Below are 17846 nucleotides of genomic sequence, written 5' to 3'. Positions count from 1 at the left end.
CCGTTAAAGCACTTTAGGGACATGTCCAGAGCGCGGCCGGGAAGACCCATTCACCGTTGCCGCACCAACGGTGAGCAGCAATCAAGCCAGTGACGGGAGCCTGCCGGTTGCGTTCTGCAGGCCGATCCTGCGGAGCTCTGCGGCGGATCTTTGCAACGCACTGCTACTGGAGACCGGCGTGGCCTCCAGTAGATCAAGGACTGGCTGCATCTCGACGCTTGGGTCTGCATGTGCCAGCGCTGGCCGTGTTGGTCAAGCGGATCAGAGCTTGCGGTCGACCTGGTCGGTTTGGCTGATCAGCACGAGCGCGATGCTGATGGGGATCACCACGATCACCGCTCCCCACACGAGGCTGCTCAGGAAGTTGGCGAGGGAAGGGGTCATGGTGGCGCTGATGGAGGCTGGGATCCTAGTCAAGGGCCACCGCTTCCTACGATCAATGGCCTTTCTGCTTAGAGCTTTGTGACGGCTGCAACCTTGCTGCGTTCGCTGCCGGCGCTGAACCTGCTGCTGGGTCTGGTGCTGGGCGCCTGGACCCTGCTGTTTCTGTTCCGCATCGTGCTCACCTGGTACCCCCAGATCGATCTGCAGCGGGGCGCCATGCGGTTGATCGGCTGGCCCACGGAGTCGCTGCTGGCCACCACCCGCCGCGTGGTGCCGCCGATCGGTGGCGTCGACGTGACACCGGTGATCTGGGTGGGGTTGATCAGCCTGGTGCGCGAGTTGCTGCTGGGCCAGCAGGGCCTGCTCACCCTTGTGGCGCGGCATGGATCCACCCTGGGGGCCGGCTGAACCGGTTCGCCCAGGGCGAACAGGACAGCCTCAGAGTGCTGGCCGAACCACCACCCACAAGCCGCCCGCCACAGAATGGTGGCTGAATGGCGACGGCCCCGAACAAGCAGCCAGAACTGCCAGCCGGCAAACCACTGGCTGATCTGCCGGCATCAGCCCGGCAGCATCTCCTGCTCCACGAACTTGGTGTGGATGTCGCCGCGCTGAAACTCGGGCCGGTCCAGCAGGCTGAGGTGGAAGTCGATCGTGGTGGAGATGCCTGTGATGGCGCATTCCATCAACGCCCGCCGCATGCGCCGGATGGCGCCCTCACGATCGGGTGCCCACACGATCAGCTTGCCGATCAGGGAGTCGTAGAAAACCGGAATCTCGTAGCCCGTGTAGACGTGGCTGTCGACCCGCACTCCAGGCCCGCCCGGAGGCAGCCAGCCGGAGATGCGCCCCGGCGCTGGCCGGAAATTCTTCTGTGGATCCTCGGCGTTGATGCGGCATTCAATGGCGTGCCCGCGCAGCTGCACATCGGCCTGCCGCATGCGCAGGGGCTCACCACCGGCGATATGCAGCTGCTCGGCGATCAGGTCGATGCCGGTCACCATCTCTGTGACCGGGTGCTCCACCTGGATGCGGGTGTTCATCTCCATGAAGTAGAAGGCACCGCTCTTGTCGAGCAGGAACTCCACGGTGCCGGCGCCCTCGTAGGTGATGCTGCGGGCCGCTGCCACCGCCGCTTCCCCCATGCGCTGACGCAGGTCAGCATCAAGCGCCGGGCTGGGCGCTTCCTCCAGCAGCTTCTGGTGACGGCGTTGGATCGAGCAGTCGCGCTCTCCAAGATGCACCACGTTGCCGTGGCGGTCGGCCAGCACCTGCACTTCCACGTGCCGGGGCCGGTCGATGAACTTTTCCATGTAGAGGCCAGGATTGCCGAAGGCAGCCTCGGCCTCGCCCTGGGCCGCTTTGAACAGGCTCTCGAGCTGGTCGGCATCGGGCACCAGCCGCATGCCCCGCCCGCCGCCACCGGCGGTGGCTTTGATCATGACCGGATAGCCCATGGCCGCGGCGACTGCCGCTGCCGTCTCGGCATCGGCCAGCAGGCCCTCGCTGCCCGGCACGGTGGGAACACCCACCCGCTGCATGGTGGCCTTGGCGGTGGATTTGTCGCCCATCGCCCGGATCGCCTCCGCCGAAGGACCCACGAAGGTGAGGCCGTGTGCGGCGCAGATCTCAGCAAACCGGTCGTTTTCGGCCAGGAAGCCATAGCCGGGATGGATGGCGTCAGCGCCGCGGGAGATGGCCGCCGCGATGATGTTGGGAATGTTGAGATAGCTCTTTCGGCTGGGCGCCTCGCCCACGCACACCGCTTCATCGGCGAGCTGCACGTGCAGGGCGTTGCGATCCACAGTGCTGTAGATGGCCACTGTGGCAATGCCCAGTTCTCGGCAGGAACGCAGGATTCGCAGCGCGATTTCGCCCCGGTTGGCGATCAGCAGCTTGCCGATGGGCATCCCATATGCATCTAGGCGCAGCGGACTGTATCAGCGCTCAATCAAGCGCCTGCCACCCGGTGCCATCCCGGCAGCCGGCCCGGTGGAAACGGCCCACCAGTTAAGCGCTGATGGTTGGTGCTGACCCATCTGCGCTGTGCCATCGCGCGAGGTGTGGGGCGCAGCGGAAGGGTGGGCCGGGCGATCGGTATATTGACGAGTCGAAGGGGGTTCGCCCCTGACGGCCACGCGGATGTGGTGGAATTGGTAGACACGCACGTTTGAGGGGCGTGTGGCTTCGGCCTTGCGAGTTCAAGTCTCGCCATCCGCATTTCTCTTCCCCAACTTGACCGGCCCGCCGTCCGCCACAGCGATCGTGCTGGTCTGCAACGGCCCCGGTGAACTCACCACCTGGGTGCGGCCTCTGGCCGAACGGCTGCATGCGTCCCTGGCCTTGCGTCCCCGCCAGCCTCAGGCGGCCACAGAGCTGCGGCTGGTGCTGGTTCCCTGCCCGAATGCCACCGGCCATGAGCGCCAGGCCGCCGAAAGGCTCGGCCTGTTCAACTCGATAGTGCCAGCCGACAGGTTCTGGAAGCTGCTGCTGCGTCCCCGCCGCTATGGCCCTTGGCCGGCCAGGGGTGTGGTGGTGTTCCTGGGCGGCGATCAGTTCTGGACGGTGCTGCTCAAGGCCCGCCTCGGCTATCGCCACCTCACCTACGCGGAGTGGGTGGCGCGCTGGCCTCGCTGGAACGACCGGATTGCTGCGATGGGCACGGAGGCTGAGCGCCGCCTGCCCCCCCGCTGGCGCCACCGCTGCACCATCGTGGGCGATCTGATGGCTGACCTCTCCGAGACGGCCCGTGCTGAGGCGCCCTTGCCGGCCGGCCAGTGGGTGGCCCTGCTGCCTGGTTCGAAGCGCGCCAAGTTGCTGGTGGGGGTGCCCTTTCTGCTCGACACCGCCGACCGGCTCGCCGCTCTGAGGCCCGACTGCCGCTTTCTGTTACCCGTGGCACCCACCACCACCGTGGCCGAACTGCTCGCACTGGCCGGACCCGCCAATCCGCTGCAACGGCACTACGGCAGCAGCGAGCCCCGCTTGCTAGAGCCCTCCGACGAGGCGCCATCCCGCTGGCTGGAAACCGCCGCCGGCACGCGCATCCTGCTGGTGGAGCAGCATCCCGCCCACGGGGCGCTGAGCCAGTGCGCCCTTGCCCTCACCACCGTGGGCGCCAACACTGCCGAGCTCGGCGCCCTCGGGGTGCCGATGATCGTGCTGGTGCCCACCCAGCATCTTCAGGTGATGCAGGCCTGGGACGGATGGCTGGGGCTGGTGGCACGCCTGCCGCTGCTGCGCTGGTTGCTGGGGGTGGCGCTTACCGCCTGGCGGATGCGCCAGCGCGGCTTCCTTGCCTGGCCGAACATCTCCGCCGGGCGGGCTGTGGTGCCCGAGCGGGTGGGGCCGATCCTTCCCCAGGAGATCGCCGCTGAAGCCGCTGACTGGTTGTCCCATCCGGACCGTCTGGCGGGGCAGCGGGAGGACCTGCGCAGCTTGCGGGGGCAGCCCGGAGCTGTGGCCGCTCTGGCCGCGATGGTGACTGATCTGCTTCCCACTGCGTAGGTTGAGGGCTGCCCTCTCGCCGCTCGTCGCCTCCGGCCATGGCCCCTTCCGATTCAGCTGCCGCTTCCTCCCCCGCTCCCACCCCGGCGGAAGCGGATCAGATCTGGCAGCAGAAGCTCACGCCTGAGCAATACCAGGTGGCGCGCCTCGGGGGCACGGAGCGGGCCTTCACCGGTGCCTATTGGAACAACAAGCAGGCCGGGCACTACAACTGCGTCTGCTGTGGCACCCGGCTGTTCACCTCCGACGCCAAGTACGACTCCGGCTCCGGTTGGCCCAGCTTCTGGAGCGGCCTCGATCCCAAGGCGATCACCACCGTCGAAGACCGCAGCCACGGCATGGTGCGCACGGAAATCCGCTGTGCCAACTGTGAGGCGCACCTTGGACACCTGTTCACCGACGGTCCAGCGCCCACCGGTCTGCGTTACTGCGTGAACTCGGCTTCGCTCGACTTTGAACCCAAGGAAGGGGCAGGATGAAAATCGCTCCACGAGCGCTGTGATCAGCCCAGGCAATGATCAGCGACGGGCGCAATCAGTCTTGGCCGCCAAACCTACAGTCAGCATCACTTCAAGCCGCGCTGTGACAGCGGACCTTCATCACAGAAGGCCGTGATCACCAGGGATCTTCAAAATCGTTACGGCGGCGCCGAGCGGCCTGATCGGTCACATCCTCATCTCTGTACGGCTCCACGTCCACATCGACGGGATCCTCGGCGATGGGTGGGCGCCGACGGCTGTCCGGGCGCGCCTGAAGAGGGCGCTCGCGCAGAGGCAGCGTGCGCTCTGAGCGTGGCGGGAGAGGGTCAAGGGGTTCCAGTGGTTCACGGCCGGGCTGGTCATTGCCGTAGCCGCTCTCCTCGCCGCGGATGAAGTCCCGGTCTTGAGGACGACCGAGGCCGCGGACCTCGTCGTTGCCATAGCCACGGCCCTCTTCCCGGTTGAAGCCCCGGTCGTCGTCGCGGTCGAAGCGGCGCGACTCGCCACGGCCATAAGACTCCTCCTCCTCGTCGTCGAGGTAGCGGCGCTGACGCAGCGGCTCCTGCCGCCGCCGCTCCAGCTCCACGTATTCGAGCTCCTGATCGACGCTGGGCTCCACAGCCCGGTTGGTGGCGGGCTGGATCCGGCGCTGCTCCTGGACGCTGGGCTGCCCGGAGGCCAGTTGGTTCTCCACCGGCACCATCGTCTGGCGGAAGCGATCGCGCTCTTCCTGCTCCCAGCTGGGGCCGCCGATGCCGAGCTTCTCGAGCAGGCCCGTGCCCAGTTGCTTGAGTTTTTCTTCCGCCCCCTCATACACGATGATGCGGTCGGGGCCGCTGCTGACGACCTCCTCCACCGCCAGTTCCCAGGTGCTCAGCACCCCCTCGCCCAGCAGGGGCACGCCGAGGGCCCCCAGCACCAGGGTGGTGAGCTCACCGGTCTCGATGTCGAAGCTGAAGCCGAGCACCCGGCCGAGCTGCTCGCCCGACTCGCTGATCACCTGGCAGTTGATCACCTTGCTGTAGCGCTCTGGATTGAACCCCTGCGCCAGCGAATCGGCGGAATCCACCAGGATCACATCGCCCACCTGACGGATGCGGTCGAGCGGCATCCAACGGGGCAGGCCCGGCAGGAAGCGGGTGAGGGGGTTGTCGCGCAGGCCGAGGGCCACTACCTCACGCCGGTCAATGTCCACCACCACCTCGCCCACCACCCCGAGGCGGCGCCCCGTGTCACGGGTGATCACCTGGGTGCCCATCAGCTCCGACCGCAGCCAGAGACGGTCGCTGGGTGCGGCGGCGGCGGGATCGGCGGAAGGAGGAATGGAAGAGGTCAACGGCCAGATCCCGCGGGGTGTCGGCGACATTGGGGCTGGGGGTCATTGTGACCCACGACCCCGGTGCTGGGGGTTCGGTCTAGGCGGCAGTGGGCAGACCCACCACCTGAGTGTGGGCGCCACGGGCCTGGGTGACGCCGATCGTGCGGGTGGCGGCCGCGATCATCGGGCGCCGGTGGCTGACCACCAGAAACTGGGCCTGGTCCGCCTGGCTGGCGATCAGGGCGGCCAGCCGCTCCACGTTCACCCCATCGAGGAAGCTGTCCACCTCGTCGAGGGCATAGAAGGGAGAAGGGCGAAAGCGCTGCAGGGCAAACAGGAAACTCAGTGCCGTGAGCGATTTCTCCCCCCCTGACATCGAGGCCAGCCGCCGCACCGCCTTGCCCTTGGGGTGGGCCACCAGGGTGAGTCCCCCTTCCAGCGGTTGCTCCGGGTTTTCCAACTGCAGGTGTCCTTCGCCATCGGAGAGCCCGGCGAAGATCGTGCGGAAGTGCCCGTCCACAGCCTGGAAGGCCTCCAGGAAGGCCTCCTGACGCAGCGTGGCCACGGTTTCAATTCGCAGCAGCAGCTCCTCCCGTTCCTTGCTGAGCACCTCGAGGCGCTCCTCCAGTTCGGCAATCCGCCGCTCCAGCACCTCCAGCTCCTCAAGGGCAAGCATGTTCACCGGCTCCAGCGCTTCCATCCGCTGCTGCAGCCGCAGCTGCGACTGCTCCAGTGCCGCCAGCCCCGCCTCGCGCACGCCCGCCGGCAGCTCCGGCAGGGGATCGGGCAGCTCGCGCTGCATCGCCTCCAGCCGCAGCCCCAGCCCCCGCTCCTGCTCAGCCAGGGCAGCGAGCTCCTCCTGCAGCCGCTGCAGATCCCACTGCTGCTGCTGCAGGGCGAGGCGTGCGGCCGCCAGGCGGGCTTCGGCCTCATCGCGCGCGCGCCGCCGCTCCCCGAAGCGTTCCTGCAGCGCACTTTGCTGCGCTTCCAGGGCGGCTCGGCGCTGTAGGGCCTCGCTCTGCCGCTCCCGCCACTGGCCATGGGCTTCAGACAAGGCGAGCACGGCCTGACGCAGCCGCTGCTCCTCGCTGGCCAGGGCGTCGAGCTGATGGCCGAGCCGCTCCGCCGCCAGGGTGCGTTCCCGGCGCGCCGTCAGCAGGGCGTCGCGGTGCTGGCGGGCCTCGTGCAAGGCGGCATCGGCGCTTTCGAGCTCCTGCTGCAGCCCCTGCCAGCGGTCGCTGTCACCGCTGCCCTGGGCGGCGGCCTCCTCCTGCTCCAGGGCCGCCAGCTGCTGCTGCGGAGCTTCCAGCAGCGCCGCCACCTCACTGTGGCGTTGCTGATCGGCAGCTTCGGCGGCGCGGGTGTGCGCGAGGCGCTCGTTGAGCTGCCGCAGACGCTCCAGCTGGGGGCCGGCAGCCCGCTCAGTGGCAGCGCGCTCGGCTTCAAGGCCGGCCAGCCGTTGCTGGTTTCCCTGCAGCAGCGGCCGCAGCTGCTCCAGCTGGCGCCCCAGCTCAGCCTCCTGGCGGCGGCAGGCCACCAGGCTTTCGCCCAGTTCCAGCAGGCGCCGCCGCAACGGTTCGGCCTCGTCGTGCTCGCCGCTGCTGCCGAAGCTGAGCCTGTCGCTGCGTTGCTGCAGGCTGCCGCCGGTCATGGCGCCACTGCGCTCCAGCAGCTCGCCCTCCAGGGTGACGGCGCGGCAACGCCCCAGCTCCTGGCGGGCGCTGGAGAGGTCTTCGAACACCAGCGTGTCGCCGAACACGTAGCGGAACACCTCGCCGTAGACGGGCTCGTAGCGGATCAGATCCACCGCCCGTCCCACCAGCCCACCGGGGTTGCTCCAGCTGCTGGGCGCCGCCTGGCTGCTGCCGCCGCGGATGCGGTTCAGGGGCAGGAAGGTGAGCCGGCCGGCCCGGCGGCTCTTGAGCAGCTCGATCGCCCGGGCGGCGATGCGATCGTCGTCGACCACCACCTGGCCCAGGCGCGCCCCGGCCGCCACCTCCAGCGCCAGCCGTACCCGTTCCTCCACATCGCCCAGCTGGGCGACAGGGCCGTGGATGCCCTCCAGGCCGGATTCGAGCAGCAAGCGCAGCGCGCCGGTGCCCCGGCTTTCCTGCAGGGTTTCGCGGCGGCTTTCCAGGCGTGCGATGTCACGCTCCAGGCCGATCTGTTCCTGCTCCAGCCGGGCGCGGGTGCGTTGCTGCAGCGCCAGGGCTTCGGCCAACTGCTGGGCCTGTTGCTGCTGCCCGGCCAGGGTGCGCTGCAGCGCGAGGGTTTCCGTCTCCAGACCGGCCCGCCGTTGCTGCAGCTCCTGGTCGTCGCCGCTGCCACCCTCCAGCTCGGCACCCAGTTCCAGCAGGCGCTCCTGCTGCTGGCGCAACCGTTCGGCCAACTGCTGCCGCTCTTCCAGCAACGGGGCGATCACGCTCTGCAGCTGGCTGCGCTGCTGGCTGCGTCGCTTCTGCGCGTCCAGCCAGCTGCCGGAACGCCCGGCCACCTCGCCCAGCCGACGCCGCGAGAGGTTGACGGCTGCTTCAGCGTTGTGGCAGGCCTGCTCGGCCGCCTCCAGCTCCTGGCGATCGTCGTCGCCCGTGAGGGCGTGCTGCTGCTGCCGCAGTTCCCCTTGCTGGCGGCTGAGCGCCTGGCGCTGCTGCTGCAATTGCTCGGCTTCCTGCTGATTCCGCTCGCCCTGACGGGCCAGTTCCCGGTTGCTGGAGTCGAGGCCGGCCAGTTCGGCCTGAACGCCGAGCAGCTGGTCTTCGCCGAGGGCCTTCACTTCCGCTTGCAGGGCTTCAAGCTGCTGCGCGTTCTGCTCCAGAGCCTCCTGGGCGGCAGCGATGGCCAGCCGGTCGGCGTCCTGCTGCGCCGTGAGCGCCGTTTGGCGGCGCGTCACGTCGGCGCGTTGCGCCTGGGCTTGCTCGAAGCGCAGCAGCTGTTCCTGCAGGCGGCCGTCGTGGTGCTGCTGGCGCAGGTCCTGGTACAAGCGGGCCTTGGCGCAATCGCGCTCGAGTTTCTGGCGGCTAGCCAGCAGCTCCTGCTCAACGATGCGGCAGCGTTCCTGTCGCTCCTGCACCTCGTCGAGCTTGGCGCGGGTCTGCTCGATGCGGCTGTCGAACAGGGCCACGCCCGCCAGTTCGTCGATCAGGCCCCGCCGCTCACGTGCGCTCATCGACACGATGCGGGTGACATCGCCCTGCATGACCACGTTGCTGCCCTCCGGATCCACCCGCAGGCGCCGCAGCTGGGTCTGCAGTTGCTGCAGGTTGCAGGGCACGCCATCGGCGCTGTAGCTGCTGCTGTAGGTGCCGCCTGGCGCCACCCTCAGGCGCCGGCTCACGGTCCATTCGCGCTGGCCGGCCTGGATCCAGGGACCCTCTGCCGGGGCTTCAAGGCCCTCTTCGGCGCCATCCGGCTGCCAGTCGCCGAGATCAAAGCGCACACTCACCACCGTTTCGGCGGCCTTGCCCTGGCGCAACACGGCGCTGTTGATCAGATCCGGCAGGCGCTCGGCCCGCATGCCGCGGCTGGAAGCCAGGCCCAGGCAGAAGAGCACTGCATCCAGGATGTTGCTCTTGCCCGAACCGTTCGGCCCGGTGACCACGGTGAAATTGGGTTCGAGGCTGATCGCCAGCGATCCGCCGAACGACTTGAAATGTTTGAACTCGACCTGATTGATGTGAACCAACAGGCCCGCGCTTCGAGCAGACCGAATCTATCGGACTCCGACACAATCTCAACCCCCACCCGCGAGGCGCTGCTTAGCCTGGAACCGCAAGCGTCACCCCCGGGCAGCCCCATGGATCAGCACACCCCGACGCTCAGCGCCGAACGGTTCCGCGAGCGGTTCGAGGCCCTGCTGCCCACCATCCAGCAGGAATGGCCCCAGGTGGCAAAGGAAACCCTAGAAGCCACCCGCGGCAGCTTCGACGAGGTGGCCTCCCTGATCGCCGAGCACACCGGCCGCACCGTCAGCGGAGTGCGTGGCCAGCTGCTGGATCTGCTTCATGGCGCCTCCGATCAGACCCGCCAGTTGGCCGATCGCATCGGTCCCCTGGAGGAGCAGCTGGAGAACCTGCTCGACGACCTGAACACCAGCCTGCGGCCCCGCCTTGAGAAGCCAGTGCGTGAGCGCCCCCTGCTGGCCGTGAGCGTGGCGGCGGCCGTCGGGGTCGTGGTCGGCCTGCTGCTCTCCACCGGGCGGCGCTCCGAATGAGTGGCGACAACCACCGCCGCAACGACGACGGCGCCGGCGTGGGCCGCATGGCAGCGGGCCGCATCACCGCCCTGGTGGCTTCTGTGATGGACCTGCACGTGCGCATCGCCCTGCAGGAGGCCGACAAGGAAAAGCGCCGCCTGATCAGCGGCGGCCTGCTGCTCGGTGCGGGCATCAGCATGGTGATACTGGCCACGGTGGCCAGCCAGCTGGCCCTGGTGCTCTGGCTGCAGCTGGGGCTGGCCTGGGGCTGGATCCGGTCGGTGCTGGCCGTGATGGCCCTCGATCTGGTGCTGGCCGGGCTGTTCCTGCGCATCGGCGGGCAGCTCACCAAGGGGCCCTACCTGCCCCAGACCACCGCTGGCCTGACCAAGACCACGCGAGCGATTCTGGGCCGCTGAGGCACGCGCCAGGCGGTCGCGATCAGCGGAGGTGTTCAGCGGAAGAGTTCAGCGGATCGTGTAATTCAGCCAGCGGCAATCGATTCCGCCGTTGCTCACCGGAACGCGCCGGTTGGCCTTCATGCGCAGGGCGCCGGTGTGGGCGGCGTTGCCGCTCAGCAGCCACAACGACCAGCCGGAGCAGCGCTCCTTGAGCAGGCGGCCGAGATCGCTGTAGAGCGCCTCCAGATCGTCGTCGGCGCCGAGCCGCTCGCCATAGGGCGGGTTGCAGACCAGCACGCCAGGGGTTTCCGGCGGCTGGAAGTCACGCACGTCACCGGCCTGCAGGTCGATCCAGGGGGCCACACCGGCCGCGGCGGCATTGTGGCGTGCCTGCTCCAGCACGTCTGCGTCCTGCTCGCGTCCCACGATCGGCGCCAGCGGGCTGCCGTCGGCCAGGCCCGTGCGGCGACGGCTGGCGGCAGCAGCCACCGCCTGCCGCCACAGCTCCGGGTCGAAGTCGGGCCAGCTCTCGATCGCGAAACGGCGCGGCTGGGGCTGACCGTTGGCGTCATCCAGCAGCCCCGGAGCCCTCGCCAGCGCCAGACAGGCCGCCTCGATCAGCAGGGTGCCCGACCCGCACAGCGGATCCGCCAGCGGCACCCGGCCATCCCAGCCCGTGCAGGCGATCAGGCCGGCCGCCAGGTTCTCCTTGAGCGGCGCCAGGCCCATGGCCGCCCGCCAGCCGCGGCGGTGCAGGCTGCTGCCGGCGGCTTCCACACTCAGCTGCGCCTGGCCGCCGCCCAGGTGCAGTTGCAGGCTGAGGTCGGGATGGTCCAGGTCGATGCCGGAGCGGCGGCCGTGGCGCTGGCGCTGCAGATCCACCAGCGCGTTCTTCACCTGCAGGGCCGTGAAGTGGCTGTGGTTGAGGCCCGGGGCCGAGCCGGTCACATCGACGCGGAAGCTGGCGTCCGGCGGCAGCCAGCGGTCCCAGTCGGCGGCCCGTTGGATGCCGTCGTAGAGCGCATCGGCGCCCGCACAGGGAAAGACCGCCAGGCGCCGCAGCAGGCGAAAGGGCAGCCGCGCCTCCAGCAGCACGCGATAGAAGCCCGCAGGCTCGATCCGAAAGCTGGCCGCCCGCCGCAAGGGCCGCACATCGCTGGCACCGAGCTGGGCCAGCTCCTCAGCGCCCTGCTGCTCCAGGCCCTGGGGCAGCACCGCTACGGCAGCGACAGGTTCGGTCATGCCCACCGGCTTTCCCCCATGCCCTGTGCCCTCACTGCTGCCACAATGACAAGGTCCGTCCTCGGACGGACTAGGTGGCTCACACCGGTGCTTCGGACAGCGGTTCGATTCCGCTCAGCTCCATTCCCGCTTCTGCGGGCTTCCAGGGGCTGCAATGGTTTCGACGGGGTATGAGGAGGGTGACTGAAGCCTGCTCGGTAAGAGCAAACCCGTAACAGCGAACAACATCGTTCGTTTCTCCCGTCAGACCGCCCCTGTGGCTGCCTGACTCCTATAGGGAGATGGGGTAAGTCAGCCTTATCACCCAAATGACTCACGGGGGCTGGAAGGCCCCCATTTCATTGGCGCCTGGAGCGGACCTTCCTGAGCGGTTCTGTTGGTCTTCCGAGGGGAAGATCGCTGCACCCAATGCCTGCCTTGCGGTGGTATCCATCACCGTCCGATCTGTGCGGCCATGCCCGGCAGGATGAACAGCTGGCCTGGGATCATCGTTCACCCGTGCCAGGTGGACGCACGTCAGGAAAAGCGCTCTTGATCGCGTTCATTTGCCCTGCTGCGCTGCTGCCCCATGGGTTGCTGGCCGGCATGTCTGCGTTCTGCGGCCTTGGCGCCATGAGCGCCAGTTCCTTGGCGGCGGCACTTACAGAAACGCTGGGGTGGCAAAGATCTGCTCAACACATTCGAAGCAGCACGCTATCGATCCCTCCCAATCGATCACCTCACAGGGACCACTCTGATGTGGGCTGATCTCGATCGATGTTGAACCGGGTCGGCATGCCCGACCAATGACTGTGCTGAAGACGTTCGTCTGGCTTGAGCAGCAGCCGAGCAGATGCACGGCAAGGGTGCGGGCCATTGTTGGCGCGGCGATCTCGCGGTCGCCGCGGCTGCCATGGGCTCTGGGCCGCTGCCGCGGCCATCGGCGCATAGCTTCGCTGCCGCTCCGGCGGCCCCTTGGCAAGCCGATCAGCGCCGATACGTTGAGCCGGCTTGTGTGGCATGGCGGACATGAAGCGGGCAGCTGACACTTGCGTGCGGCGCAGCCGGCAGCGGCCTGGCCGGAGGCGCGCCGAAGCCGGTGGGGGCAAGGCGCTGGCCTTGCTGCTGGCGCTGTGTTGCCTGACCTGGGCAACCTGCGGTGCTGTGGCTGCCTACGAGAGCGCTCTGCCGCCGCGGCCGCTGGACGTGCCTGCCGAAACTCCGGTGGCGGACTTGGGCGCCAACGAGGCGTTGCCAGAGCACCTGCTGGCCGTGCTGCAGCCCGGCCCTCAGCCCCACCCGGAGCCGCTGCCCCTGGCCGCCGGCACTCTGCCGCTGCCACCACCCACACCGCCACCACTGCTGGTGCCGCTGGGGAACAGCCCCGTGCTGGCCTATCCCCTGGCCGTGCCGGCCACCGAGCTCGACCCTTACGGCTGGCGTTACTCAGAGTCGCGTGGTCGCTGGCGGATGCATGCCGGTGTGGACCTGATCGTTCCCGCTGAATCGGCCGTGCTGGCGGCCCTGCCCGGCACCACCAGGCTGGTGGATGACGTGAGCGGGTACGGCCTCACGGTGGTGATCGATCACGGCGATGGCTGGCTCACGCTTTATGCGCACCTGCTCGATGTGGCCGTGGTGCCCGGGCAGGGTGTGAGCAGCGGTGAACGCATCGGCCGGGTAGGCCAGACAGGCAGAGCAACCACGCCCCACCTGCACTTCGAGCTGCGGCGCCAACGGGACGGCCGCACCGTGGCCATGGATCCATGGCCGGTGATGGCGGCGCCGCTGCTGGCTGGCGCGGCGGCTGTAGGCCGCTGAACCGCGATGGCTGCAGAAGGCGGATGCCGCAGCCCCGGTCCTCAGGGCTGCAGTGGTTTCATGATGGCGTCTTCCCGTTGCGTCTCCAGCTGGGTTTGCTGGCGTGCCGCTTCCTGGGCGCGGCGCAGGCTGCCGTCCATCGCCGCAGGGCCGGTCGGAGCGGCACCTGTGGGTGGAGCGGGGACGCCCATGCGTGTCCACCACAGGCCGCCCAGCAGCAGAGCGGCGATCAACAGCGTGAGGAGTCCCATGGCGGCGCAAGGGTGTGGACTGAGCATGGCGCGGCAGGGCGCCGGCGGCACCAGCCGGGGCCGACCGGTGGCACGCTGGGACCCGCCGCCCCGGGGAGGGCCATGCCTGCCTTGAACCGCTGCGCTGTGAGCGTCGTGCCGCGCCAGCCCCTGCTCGACTGGGCCGTAGGGCTCGGCCTGGAGCTGCCGGGAGCAGCCGCGCGTGAAGCCGGGCTGTATCTGCTCCCTCCCTATGCCACCGATGCGGAGGCGGAAGGCTTGCTGCGCCGCGCCCACGCTGTGATCTTTGAAACGGAACTGGCGGTGTGGTGCCCCGTGCAGCACCTCTGGCCCCAGGACCGCAGCTACGGGGTGTTCCGCCGTTGGTTCGAGCCCCGTTTCCATCCGCTGGTGCAGGATCTCGTCGCAGGCGGCAGCCTCACCGCCGACTCCTCCAAGGCGGCCGTCCTGGCCGCCGTTGCTGCCCGTGCTCCGCTGGCGGGCGATGACGCAATGCCGGAGCGGACGGGCATGCCGCTGCCGCTGCGAATCCTGGCCGGGGTCGGTGCGCTGTCGTTTCTGCTGATTGGCCTCAACAGCCTGCTGCTGCCGCCGGCCGCCCCACCGGCCGCCCCGCCCCAGCCACCGGCCGGTCAGGCGACCTGAGCGCGATGGCGGCCGCTGCGTCAACAACCCTCTCTGCAGCAGCCGTGCTGGCGGCGGTGCTGCCACTGGCAGTGGGTGCGGCGATGAGTCCGCTGGTGCTGGTGCTGCAGGTGCGCCAGTTGCTGGCACCTGCTCTGGGGCTGGCGCGGGCCTGGGCGTTCCTGTTGGGCGCTGCCGTGATCACCCTCGTTTGGCTGGGGCTCGGCCTGGCCGTCGGCGATCTGCTGCCGCCCCGCCCCACGGGGCCGGATCCGGTGGCGGCGACCCTGCATCTGGCCGTGGCGGCGTTGCTGGTGTCGCTGGGCGCGGCCAATCTGCTGCGTGCACAGCCTGGTCTCGCGGTTGCCCCACCACCCCCGACACCTGCAAGGGCCGCCGCGCCGTGGTCGGCGTTTCGGCTCGGTCTGGGGGCGATGGCGGCCAACCTCAGTTCTCTGGCGCTGTTTCTTCCGGCGGTGCAGGATCTTGCCCGCGCCTCGCTCGACGCCGCTGAACGCGCCGGCCTGTCGGCATTGCTGGTGGGCTTCACCCTCCTGCCTGCCCTGTTGCCGCCGTGTCTGGTGCTGGCCAGTGGCCGCCGCGGTGAGCAGCTGCTGGAGCGGCTCGGGCGCTGGCTGAACAGCCATCAGCGCCAGGTGAGTGCCACGCTCTGCTTTGTGTTCGCCGCTCTGCTCACCGTCAACGGGCTGGCTCGGCTGTAGGGCTGCGGAAGCCGCTCCAGGCCTTGAGCTGCTCGAGGGTCTGCAGGCCTTCCCGCCGCTCCCCTTTGAGGGTCCAGGTGGGGTAGGCCCGCACGCCGGCGCTGCTGCAGCGCTGCCGCCCCGCGTCGTCCTTGTCGCATTCCACGTAGGGGAGGCGGCGGCCCGCCTCGGTGCCGAACAGGTTCTTCTGCTCGAAGCAGTAGGGGCACCACCAGGCGCCGTAGAACACCGCCCCCTGCTGGATCAGAAAGTCGACCAGTGCCAGTTGTTCGGCGTTGGAGGGCTTGAGGGCTTCACCGAGCGTGCCGGTGCTGGAGGTTGCTGGCCTGGAGCCGGAGGCCACAGCGGGCGCAGCTGCCAGCGCTGCCGGGCCTGGCTGGGCACCAAGGGCACTGAAGGCGAGAACCACGGCGAGCAAAGGCATCGGCAGCGCCAATCACGACTTGCAGCGTAGGCAGAGCCCCAACGGCGGCGTTCGGGCTTCCGCCCTCCGTCGGCCTTCCACCACGACGCTCCGGCTGGGAAACTGGAGAGGCTGAACGTTCTTGCTGACGTGCCGATGAGCCTGCCTCGATGAGCGCCAACGGCTATCGCGACTACTACAAAGTGCTGGGCCTTGAACGGGGAGCCGACGCGGACGCCATCAAGCGTTCCTTCCGCAAGCTGGCCCGTCAGCACCATCCGGATGTGAACCCCGGCGACGCGGCGGCAGAAGCACGCTTCAAGGAGATCAGTGAGGCCTATGAGGTGCTCTCCGATCCTGACAAGCGCCGCAAGTATGAACAGTTTGGCCAGTACTGGAGCCAGATGGGCGGTGGCGGCGCACCGGGTGTCGATGTGGATTTCAGCCGCTACGGCAACTTCGACGACTTCATCAACGACCTGCTCGGTCGCTTCGGCGGGGCCGCCGGCCCCGGTGGCTTCGCGGGTGCACCGGGCGGGTTCGGCTTCTCGGGAGGCTTTCCGGCCGGGTTCGGCGGCGGCTTCACTCCAGGCACCGGCCGCGCTAGCGGCGCCCAGCTGGATGCGGAAGCCACGATCACCATCACCTTTGCCGATGCCTTTCGCGGCTGCGAGCGCACCCTGGCCGTCAACGAAGAGCGGGTTCAGGTGCGCGTGCCCGCTGGGGTGAAGAACGGCAGCCGCCTGCGCCTCAAGGGCAAAGGCAACCTCCAGCCCGGGACCGGCCGGCGCGGCGACCTCTACCTCAACCTCACCCTGCAGGAGCATCCAGTCTGGAAGCTGGAGGGGGATCAGCTACGGGCCGATCTGCCACTCAGCCTCGACGAGCTCGCCCTTGGCGGGGATATCCGGGTGATCACCCCTGACGGCGATGCCACCGTTCAGGTACCCCCCGGTGTGCCCCTGGGGCGCAGCCTGCGCTTGAAGGGCAAGGGCTGGCCCCAGAAAGATGGCCGCGGCGATCTGTTGCTCACCCTCACCCTTGCCCTGCCTGACACCTACAGCCAGCAGGAGCGAAAGCTGCTCGAGCAGCTGCGCGATGCGCGCAGCACCGACCCAAGGCGGGAGTGGTGCAAAGCCGCCATTCTCTGAACCCCTGCCACAGGAGGGCCTCCGAGGCGGGGAGCGCTGATCCGTAGGATCCGGCCAGCAGGTTTGCCCGTATGGAACTCACCTATCGACCCCGTCGGTTGCGCCGCACCCCGGCTCTTCGAGCGATGGTGCGCGAGTTTCACCTCGACCCCGCCGATTTGATCTACCCCCTGTTCGTGCACGAAGGGGCCAGCAATGAGCCGATTGAGGCCATGCCCGGCTGCCAGCGCTGGAGCCTGGAAGGGCTCGTGGAAGAAGTGGGCCGCGCCTGGGATCTGGGCATCCGCTGCGTGGTGCTCTTCCCCAAGGTGGCCGATGGCCTCAAAACGGAAGACGGCGCTGAATGCTTCAACGAGGGCGGGCTGATTCCTCGTGCCATTCGCCGCCTGAAACAGGAACACCCGGCCATGGCGATCATGACCGACGTCGCTCTTGATCCCTATTCCTGCGATGGCCATGACGGCATCGTCAACAGCGAAGGTGTGGTGCTGAACGATGAAACCGTGGCCCAGCTGTGCCGTCAGGCGGTGGCTCAGGCCCGCGCCGGCGCCGATCTGCTCGGCCCCAGCGACATGATGGATGGCCGGGTGGGAGCGATCCGGGAGGCGCTCGATGAAGAAGGCTTTGAGCACATCGGCATCATCAGCTACACCGCCAAGTACGCCTCCGCTTACTACGGCCCCTTCCGGGAGGCACTCGATTCCGCCCCGCGTCCGGTGGGGAACAAGCCGATCCCCAAAGACAAGTCCACGTATCAGATGGATCCGGGCAACGGCCGCGAGGCGCTCACCGAAGCCTTGCTGGATGAGCAGGAAGGGGCCGACATCCTGATGGTCAAGCCGGGCCTGGCTTATCTCGACATCATCCATCGCCTGCGCGAGGAATCGGAACTGCCGATTGCGGCTTACAACGTGAGTGGCGAGTACGCCATGGTGAAGGCGGCTGCCCAGCGCGGCTGGATCGACGAGCGCGCCGTGGTGCTCGAAACGCTGCTCTGTTTCAAGCGCGCCGGTGCCGATCTGATCCTCACCTACCACGCCTGCGATGCGGCCCGATGGCTGAGCGAACGGTGACCTCCTCCGAGCCGGCGGCACCTCGCCCCACTGGTCAGGCCCGGCGGCGCCCCTCCCCATTGATGGTGTGGGTGCTGGCCCCCTGGCTGGTGGCTCTGTTGCTCGTGCTGCTCGCCCTGCGCCTGCTCGCCCTTGAGGATTTCAATCTTCAGGCCTCCGGCTGGGGCCTGCTGGGCAGCGCTGCCATCTGCTTCTCGATCGGCTGCGTCTGCCGGGTGTCGCTGCTGCTGGCCGACCGGCGCTGAGCTCCGCCTCACCGCGGGGCCTGCGGCGGCTCAGAATGGACCCAAGACCAGGAC

At 68.6% G+C, this 17846-nt stretch carries 18 protein-coding genes and 1 tRNA gene; 12 read left to right on the top strand and 7 right to left on the bottom strand.

Features of this window, described 5'->3' with window-relative positions; all coding sequences use genetic code 11:
• Nucleotides 1–261: 261 nt before the first annotated feature.
• Nucleotides 262–384: a photosystem II reaction center X protein gene (psbX, locus tag ACWJI3_RS13615; protein WP_094512754.1), complete on the bottom strand. Its 123-nt coding sequence runs from the start codon at nucleotides 382–384 to the stop codon at nucleotides 262–264.
• A 78-nt stretch (nucleotides 385–462) separates the two neighbouring features.
• Here psbX and ACWJI3_RS13610 point away from each other — a divergent pair, with 78 nt between their 5' ends.
• Nucleotides 463–792: a YggT family protein gene (locus tag ACWJI3_RS13610; protein WP_094512755.1), complete on the top strand. Its 330-nt coding sequence runs from the start codon at nucleotides 463–465 to the stop codon at nucleotides 790–792.
• A gap of 152 nt (nucleotides 793–944) precedes the next feature.
• Here the strand turns inward: ACWJI3_RS13610 and accC are convergent, their stop codons facing one another.
• A complete protein-coding gene (accC, locus tag ACWJI3_RS13605; protein ID WP_094512756.1) occupies nucleotides 945–2294 on the bottom strand; it encodes an acetyl-CoA carboxylase biotin carboxylase subunit in 1350 nt (449 codons plus the stop codon).
• A 228-nt stretch (nucleotides 2295–2522) separates the two neighbouring features.
• On the opposite strand from accC, the gene ACWJI3_RS13600 reads away from it, so the two are divergent.
• The 3 genes from ACWJI3_RS13600 to msrB all read left to right on the top strand — a co-directional run bounded on the left by ACWJI3_RS13600 (nucleotide 2523) and on the right by msrB (nucleotide 4370).
• Nucleotides 2523–2604, top strand: a tRNA-Leu gene (locus ACWJI3_RS13600).
• A gap of 15 nt (nucleotides 2605–2619) precedes the next feature.
• A complete protein-coding gene (locus tag ACWJI3_RS13595; protein ID WP_480203961.1) occupies nucleotides 2620–3891 on the top strand; it encodes a glycosyltransferase family protein in 1272 nt (423 codons plus the stop codon).
• A gap of 38 nt (nucleotides 3892–3929) precedes the next feature.
• A complete protein-coding gene (msrB, locus tag ACWJI3_RS13590) occupies nucleotides 3930–4370 on the top strand; it encodes a peptide-methionine (R)-S-oxide reductase MsrB (protein ID WP_094512758.1) in 441 nt (146 codons plus the stop codon).
• A gap of 136 nt (nucleotides 4371–4506) precedes the next feature.
• On the opposite strand, the gene ACWJI3_RS13585 is transcribed toward msrB, so the two are convergent.
• Nucleotides 4507–5736 carry a PRC-barrel domain-containing protein gene (locus ACWJI3_RS13585; RefSeq protein ID WP_480203960.1) on the bottom strand — a complete coding sequence of 410 codons (1230 nt, stop codon included), beginning with the start codon at nucleotides 5734–5736 and terminating at the stop codon, nucleotides 4507–4509.
• A gap of 49 nt (nucleotides 5737–5785) precedes the next feature.
• Nucleotides 5786–9370 carry a chromosome segregation protein SMC gene (gene smc, locus ACWJI3_RS13580; RefSeq protein WP_480203959.1) on the bottom strand — a complete coding sequence of 1195 codons (3585 nt, stop codon included), beginning with the start codon at nucleotides 9368–9370 and terminating at the stop codon, nucleotides 5786–5788.
• A gap of 111 nt (nucleotides 9371–9481) precedes the next feature.
• On the opposite strand from smc, the gene ACWJI3_RS13575 reads away from it, so the two are divergent.
• Nucleotides 9482–9898 (top strand): glycine zipper domain-containing protein, encoded by a 417-nt coding sequence (locus tag ACWJI3_RS13575; RefSeq protein ID WP_094512761.1) that lies wholly within the window; start codon nucleotides 9482–9484, stop codon nucleotides 9896–9898.
• Entirely contained in the window at nucleotides 9895–10299 is a 405-nt protein-coding gene (locus ACWJI3_RS13570) for a phage holin family protein (protein ID WP_255140631.1), read from the top strand. Before ACWJI3_RS13575 ends, ACWJI3_RS13570 begins: the two co-directional genes overlap by 4 nt.
• Before the next feature lie 48 nt (nucleotides 10300–10347).
• On the opposite strand, the gene ACWJI3_RS13565 is transcribed toward ACWJI3_RS13570, so the two are convergent.
• Nucleotides 10348–11523 (bottom strand): THUMP domain-containing class I SAM-dependent RNA methyltransferase, encoded by a 1176-nt coding sequence (locus tag ACWJI3_RS13565; RefSeq protein ID WP_480203958.1) that lies wholly within the window; start codon nucleotides 11521–11523, stop codon nucleotides 10348–10350.
• Nucleotides 11524–12531: 1008 nt separating this feature from the next.
• Here ACWJI3_RS13565 and ACWJI3_RS13560 point away from each other — a divergent pair.
• Nucleotides 12532–13323 carry a M23 family metallopeptidase gene (locus ACWJI3_RS13560; RefSeq protein ID WP_480203957.1) on the top strand — a complete coding sequence of 264 codons (792 nt, stop codon included), beginning with the start codon at nucleotides 12532–12534 and terminating at the stop codon, nucleotides 13321–13323.
• Nucleotides 13324–13364: 41 nt separating this feature from the next.
• Here ACWJI3_RS13560 and ACWJI3_RS13555 read toward each other — a convergent pair whose 3' ends face one another.
• Nucleotides 13365–13574 carry a hypothetical protein gene (locus ACWJI3_RS13555; protein WP_480203956.1) on the bottom strand — a complete coding sequence of 70 codons (210 nt, stop codon included), beginning with the start codon at nucleotides 13572–13574 and terminating at the stop codon, nucleotides 13365–13367.
• 111 nt (nucleotides 13575–13685) lie between these two features.
• Here ACWJI3_RS13555 and ACWJI3_RS13550 point away from each other — a divergent pair, with 111 nt between their 5' ends.
• Together ACWJI3_RS13550 and ACWJI3_RS13545 are read left to right on the top strand one after the other, a co-directional pair.
• Complete coding sequence (locus ACWJI3_RS13550; protein WP_480203955.1) at nucleotides 13686–14219, top strand: hypothetical protein; 534 nt, start codon at nucleotides 13686–13688, stop codon at nucleotides 14217–14219.
• Between the two features lie 5 nt (nucleotides 14220–14224).
• Nucleotides 14225–14920, top strand: a complete 696-nt coding sequence (locus ACWJI3_RS13545; protein ID WP_094512767.1) for a GAP family protein — start codon at nucleotides 14225–14227, stop codon at nucleotides 14918–14920.
• Here the strand turns inward: ACWJI3_RS13545 and ACWJI3_RS13540 are convergent.
• Nucleotides 14898–15344 (bottom strand): thioredoxin domain-containing protein, encoded by a 447-nt coding sequence (locus ACWJI3_RS13540; RefSeq protein WP_480203954.1) that lies wholly within the window; start codon nucleotides 15342–15344, stop codon nucleotides 14898–14900. The genes ACWJI3_RS13545 and ACWJI3_RS13540 overlap by 23 nt on opposite strands.
• A gap of 149 nt (nucleotides 15345–15493) precedes the next feature.
• Between ACWJI3_RS13540 and ACWJI3_RS13535 the strand changes: the two genes are divergently transcribed.
• The 3 genes from ACWJI3_RS13535 (at nucleotide 15494) to ACWJI3_RS13525 (ending at nucleotide 17792) form a co-directional block, all read left to right on the top strand.
• Nucleotides 15494–16474 carry a DnaJ C-terminal domain-containing protein gene (locus ACWJI3_RS13535; protein ID WP_094512768.1) on the top strand — a complete coding sequence of 327 codons (981 nt, stop codon included), beginning with the start codon at nucleotides 15494–15496 and terminating at the stop codon, nucleotides 16472–16474.
• Between the two features lie 71 nt (nucleotides 16475–16545).
• Entirely contained in the window at nucleotides 16546–17547 is a 1002-nt protein-coding gene (hemB, locus tag ACWJI3_RS13530) for a porphobilinogen synthase (protein ID WP_480203953.1), read from the top strand.
• Nucleotides 17544–17792, top strand: coding sequence for a hypothetical protein (locus tag ACWJI3_RS13525; RefSeq protein WP_480203952.1), 249 nt, complete (start codon nucleotides 17544–17546; stop codon nucleotides 17790–17792). Before hemB ends, ACWJI3_RS13525 begins: the two co-directional genes overlap by 4 nt.
• Nucleotides 17793–17846 lie beyond the last annotated feature (54 nt).

This window comes from Marcopretia estuarina LEGE 06307, from assembly GCF_056633115.1.
This window is presented reverse-complemented; position numbering and strand designations above follow the sequence as displayed.